This is a genomic window from Syntrophomonas sp. UBA5494, from assembly GCF_002426325.1.
Window position 1 is genome coordinate 10,154 of sequence record NZ_DIPG01000096.1, and the last position, 5,022, is coordinate 15,175.

A 5,022-nucleotide genomic window follows, 5' to 3' on the forward strand; every position below is an offset into this window, starting at 1 on the left:
ACTCCTGCCGTATAAGATCTGCCAGCGGGGGGTTGCCAGAACCTTCCAGAACATTCGTTTATTCAAGCAATTGTCGGTTCTGGATAATGTGAAAATCGCACTGCATAAAGATGTGCCTTATCAGCTTTATGCCGCCATATTGCGTTTACCGGCTTTTTTCCGAGGCGAAGCCAGCATAGAGGAAGAAGCCCGGCGCTATTTAAGAATTTTCGGGCTGGAGGAAAAACAGTCGGAAATAGCCTCCAGTTTGCCTTACGGTGAGCAGCGCCGCCTGGAGATCGCCCGGGCTCTGGCCACACGGCCGCGGCTGCTCATACTGGATGAACCGGCTGCAGGCATGAACCCGCAGGAAACTCAGAACCTGATGGAATTGATCCGCTGGATCAGAGAGGAATTTGAACTAACCATACTTTTGATAGAACATGATATGTCTCTGGTGATGGGGGTTTGTGAGCGAATCTATGTCCTGGATTACGGGCAGATTATTGCTCAGGGGATTCCCGACGAGATTAAAAACAACCCGCGCGTCATTGAAGCCTATCTGGGCGAGGAGGTAAGCTAATGCTCAACATACAGGGAATCGATGTGTATTATGGCGCCATTCACGCTTTAAAGAACCTCAGCCTGGATGTGGAACAAGGCAGCATAGTGACCTTGATCGGTGCCAATGGCGCCGGCAAAACCACTACCTTAAAAACCATTTCCGGTTTATTGCGCAGCAAAAGCGGGGCTATCACCTTTAAGAACCATGATATCACCCGCCTGGCGCCCGAAAAAATAGTGGCCCTGGGGATATCCCAGGTTCCGGAAGGCCGCCGGGTCTTTTCCACCATGAGTGTTCTGGAAAACCTGGAAACCGGGGCCTACCTGCGCCGGGATAAAAAAGCCATTGCCAGTGATATGGAGGAGGTCTTTACCCGTTTCCCCCGCTTGCTGGAGAGGAAAAAACAGCTGGCCGGAACCTTGAGCGGAGGAGAGCAACAGATGCTGGCCATTGGCCGGGCTTTAATGGCCAGACCGGAACTGATGCTCATGGATGAACCCTCTATGGGACTGGCGCCTTTGCTGGTTAAGGAGATCTTCGAGATTATCAAAGAGATCAACAGCCGCGGGACCACCATTCTCCTGGTGGAGCAGAATGCTCATATGGCCTTGTCCATCGCCCATCAGGCCTATGTCATAGAAACCGGCGAGATTGTGCTTTCCGGAAGCGCCAAAGAGCTGATGAACAGCGAAGCAGTGAAAAAAGCCTACCTGGGCGGATAAGCCCCAAGAGGCACCCTGCAGAGGGAGGGAATCAGATGAAAGTAAAAGACAGAATGAGCACCGATGTCAAAACCGCAACCATGGATACCAGTTTGATGGAAGCCTTGCACATGATGGAGGAGAACAGCATACGCCGCATCCCTATCATGGATAAGACCAAGTTGGTAGGGATCGTTACCTTGAGTGACTTGAACCGGGCGGCGCCTTCCGCAGTGACATCACTGAGCATTCACGAGATAAACTATTTGCTGGGCAAAACCAAACTCAAAGACATCGTCCCCAAGAAACAGCAGGTTATTACTATTGGCAGCGAAAACTATATTGAGACTGCTGCCAAGGTCATGCGCGCCAACAATGTCAGCGGCCTCCCGGTGGTTGATGACGGACGTCTGGTAGGGATTGTGACCGAAACCAACATATTTGACGCTTTAATTGACATTCTCGGGGTTTACCAGGCCCACAGCCGCCTGGATTTATACGTGCCTGACGGACAGGGCAGGCTGGCCGAGATCACCGGTATCATTTCCAAGATGGGCATTAATATCCTCAATGCGGTGGCGTATTATGACGAGAAAAAGAATCTCTACAAGATCATCATCCGTATTGAAGAACTGGATACTGCAGCACTGGCCGAAGAACTCAAATCACACGGTTATCAGGTTGATTCAGTGCTGGTGGTGGAGGATACCGAACGGTAATCGTGGCCCAATTGACCTTGACAGTCATATAGCCTGAACCAATGGTCTGCGTATATCAAGCGCAGACCTTGCTGTGTAAATTTTTACATATAGGGGGATGCTTAGTTTAAGTGCGGGAGACTTTCTGCGGTATTACATCAAATACCAGACAAAAAACGAGGATATTTGCCCGCGTTTATGTTAATATATCATGTGGAGAAGCGATAGTGGTTCTCTCTCTATCCATGCACGGAAGCGGATCGGTCCTGGTGGGCCGCCTGGACTTCAAATCCAGTTGTGCGGCGGCGATCCCGTCGCGGGTGAGTTCGATTCTCACACGCTTCCGCCAGATATTTAAGGCTTTAAAGGCTTTACGATATGTTTTCACAAGTACCCAATTATGCAAACAAGTGTTCTAAAATGTATGTTTCTGCAAACTAATTCTCCACTTTTTCGCCACTCTGATTCATGAGTCCATCAAACTGTGAGTCCAGTCTAGCAAAAAATCCATATCAGGAGGACTGGATCAAATTATATCGACTGGACTAATTGCCCTCAGAAATAAGGAGGGCTTTTTTCATGGCAAAAATGTAAGTAATCATTATTAAACTGTGGTTAACCAATACCCAATAAAGTGCTTCTCCAGCATTTCTTGACTCTCTCACCCGAATGACAATCCTCTGCATCATAGCGGCCTGAGATTGGCCTAATATTCGGAATGATCAGGACCCCCTGTTTTTACAGTAGATCCTATCTTACTCCTCGCATATCCTTCTCGGACCTGTTCCGATGGAACGAAGCATATGGTGTATCATTTTGAGACATATTACCATGCCCTACGATGTATTAAAATGCGAAACCAGCAGTTGTCATTTCCCGATAATCACCAATTTTGATGTGCTGAAAGATCTTTCGTACAAAAGAAAAATCCTTTGCCGTCTCGTACAAGTAATTCAACTGGATGAAGATGCCTGCCAAAAGTTAATGCTAAAGTTTTCCTCAGAAGTTAATGATGATGAGGGTTGTTCCTGCACATCAATCTTTAGCATTGGTCTTTTGAGGCAAACAGTAGCAGCATTTTTTTGTTAAATCATCATTTTTGGCCATTGGTTGGGGGGTTATAGTAAGGTTTTAAGTTATTAAAAAGACTTGAAGGCCATCGCTTAAAAAAGCCTACCTGGAATATGGCAAAGTATTTGCATAATAAGTGGTGGAGATCAACTCGGGAGTACAAGCAATGAGGAATATGGGCATTATCACAAAAGGCGATAATTTTGAGGCCGGAATTCTAACCTTACACCTGGGGACAAGCCTCACAACTAAGGGCATTTCAACCTGGTACGAAAGAGATTGCGTTAAAAACTTCGATACAACAGATTTAATATTAGTCCTTGGTGGCGATGGGACGATGCTAAGGGCCTTCCAGAATTATGGTCATTTACAAATTCCTTTCTTATGTATAAATTTCGGAACGGTTGGGTTCCTAAGTTCTCTAGAACCCGAGGAAATAATCAATTACTGGGATTTAATAATTGACGGGAATTATAAATTGGATGAGAGATCTGTCCTCAGGGTGTCAATAACAAGAAAAGAGGGCTATAAAGACCTGTCTTACTATGCATTAAATGATGCTGTAATAAGAACGACTGATCTTCATGTATCTCGTCAGGTTTTAAAAGTCGATGAAAAAGAATTATGCACTTGTGAAGGCGATGGATTAATTATTTCTACTTCTACCGGATCTACTGGCTATGCTCTGTCAGCTGGGGGAGCCATTGTTGACCCTAAAATAGATTGCATAATAGTTAACTCCATATGCCCGCGAAAGACATCATTAAGAACGATGCTATTCGACCTGGATCACAATTTAGAAGTAATCAGTTTGGATAGACGGCCATTAACGGTATTTGTCGACGGGATAGAATCAACAAAAATAAATCAAGGTGACTCCATAACCATAGAGAGGGCAGATATTAAGGCAAGATTTGTTTCTCTAAATCCAGATAGATACTTTAATCTTCTACGCAGTAAAGCGTGAGTATTTTCGTTGGGAACTTGCTATTTCGCGATGAACTGCTGATTGCCCGACTCTACTGATAAAACAGCAACAACGTTTCCTGTTTGTAGAATTGTTTAACAAAGTGGTTACACGAATTACGATGTTCAGGTTAAAGAACGAAGCATAGACAAACTAGTGATTATGTCCTGATAGTGGTTGGGAACGAGCAGCATTTGGTTAAGATGGTCGACTCAATCCATTGCCTATGATCTGAATTATCAAAGGTTTAATTCATTAAGCTATTCACCGATTCACTTGGGTTTTGAATCCGGTGTTTTTGCATATAGCACAAAAAAAGGAGCATGGCCTATGCAAGATATGACACAAATAAGTCCACTTGTTGAAGTGCATGAAGCAGTATTGGCAGGGATAGAGCACGAAGCCCATACCAGCGTGAAGTCGTGTTATCAATGCGGGAAATGTTCGGCAGGCTGTCCGGTGGCTTTCGCCATGGACTATCCGCCCCGGCAGATCATCCGGCTCTTGCAGCTGGACCTGGTTGAGGAGGCCTTACAGGCTGACAGCATATGGATCTGTGCTTCATGCGAGACCTGTTCAGCCCGATGCCCCCGCAATGTGGATATCGCTTCCTTAATGGACGCCTTGCGGCGACAGGCCCTGCTGAAAGGAAAAGTTACCGACAAAAAAGTGGCGGCGTTCAATGAAGGATTCCTGGGAGGGGTCAAGCATTTCGGGCGCTCCTTTGAGGCCGGGATCCTTCTTTATCATAACCTAAAGACCGGACAGCTGTTTAAAGACATGGAACTGGGACTGCCCATGATGAAGCGCGGCAAAATAGAGATTATGCCCCATAAAATCAAAGGCAGCCAGGAAATAAAAGCCATCTTTGACCGGGTCGAAAAAATGGGGGGTGAATAGCATGGAAATCGGTTATTACCCCGGTTGCTCCGGCGCCGGCAGCGGGGTTGAATACAAGCTTTCAACCCTAAAAACCGCGGAAATGTTCGGCATCAAACTCCAGGAACTAAAAGATTGGAACTGCTGCGGGGCCACCTCGGC

Annotated in this window: 5 protein-coding genes and 1 tRNA gene; all 6 read left to right on the top strand. The window is 46.2% G+C overall.

Annotated features, from left to right (window positions below; translation table 11 throughout):
- Positions 1 to 562 (top strand): ABC transporter ATP-binding protein (locus B3W37_RS10565; protein WP_483175710.1); only part of this gene is annotated, 562 nt, incomplete at its 5' end.
- On the top strand, positions 562 to 1,266 hold the full coding sequence (locus B3W37_RS10570) for an ABC transporter ATP-binding protein (protein ID WP_481041916.1): 705 nt from the start codon (positions 562 to 564) through the stop codon (positions 1,264 to 1,266). The genes B3W37_RS10565 and B3W37_RS10570, both read left to right, overlap by 1 nt.
- Before the next feature lie 35 nt (positions 1,267 to 1,301).
- On the top strand, positions 1,302 to 1,964 hold the full coding sequence (locus B3W37_RS10575; RefSeq protein WP_483169544.1) for a CBS and ACT domain-containing protein: 663 nt from the start codon (positions 1,302 to 1,304) through the stop codon (positions 1,962 to 1,964).
- Between the two features lie 230 nt (positions 1,965 to 2,194).
- A tRNA-Sec gene (locus tag B3W37_RS10580) sits at positions 2,195 to 2,292 on the top strand.
- Positions 2,293 to 3,180: 888 nt separating this feature from the next.
- A complete protein-coding gene (locus tag B3W37_RS10585) occupies positions 3,181 to 3,981 on the top strand; it encodes an NAD(+)/NADH kinase (protein WP_483175712.1) in 801 nt (266 codons plus the stop codon).
- 330 nt (positions 3,982 to 4,311) lie between these two features.
- Complete coding sequence (locus B3W37_RS10590; protein ID WP_483175713.1) at positions 4,312 to 4,881, top strand: 4Fe-4S dicluster domain-containing protein; 570 nt, start codon at positions 4,312 to 4,314, stop codon at positions 4,879 to 4,881.
- The last annotated feature ends 141 nt before the right edge of the window (positions 4,882 to 5,022 follow it).

Bases quoted from the DNA above. Each gene is read 5' to 3' on its own strand.
- B3W37_RS10585 (WP_483175712.1), top strand. From the start codon at position 3,181: ATGAGGAATATGGGCATTATCACAAAAGGCGATAATTTTGAGGCCGGA.
- B3W37_RS10575 (WP_483169544.1), top strand. From the start codon at position 1,302: ATGAAAGTAAAAGACAGAATGAGCACCGATGTCAAAACCGCAACCATG.
- B3W37_RS10570 (WP_481041916.1), top strand. From the start codon at position 562: ATGCTCAACATACAGGGAATCGATGTGTATTATGGCGCCATTCACGCT.
- B3W37_RS10590 (WP_483175713.1), top strand. From the start codon at position 4,312: ATGCAAGATATGACACAAATAAGTCCACTTGTTGAAGTGCATGAAGCA.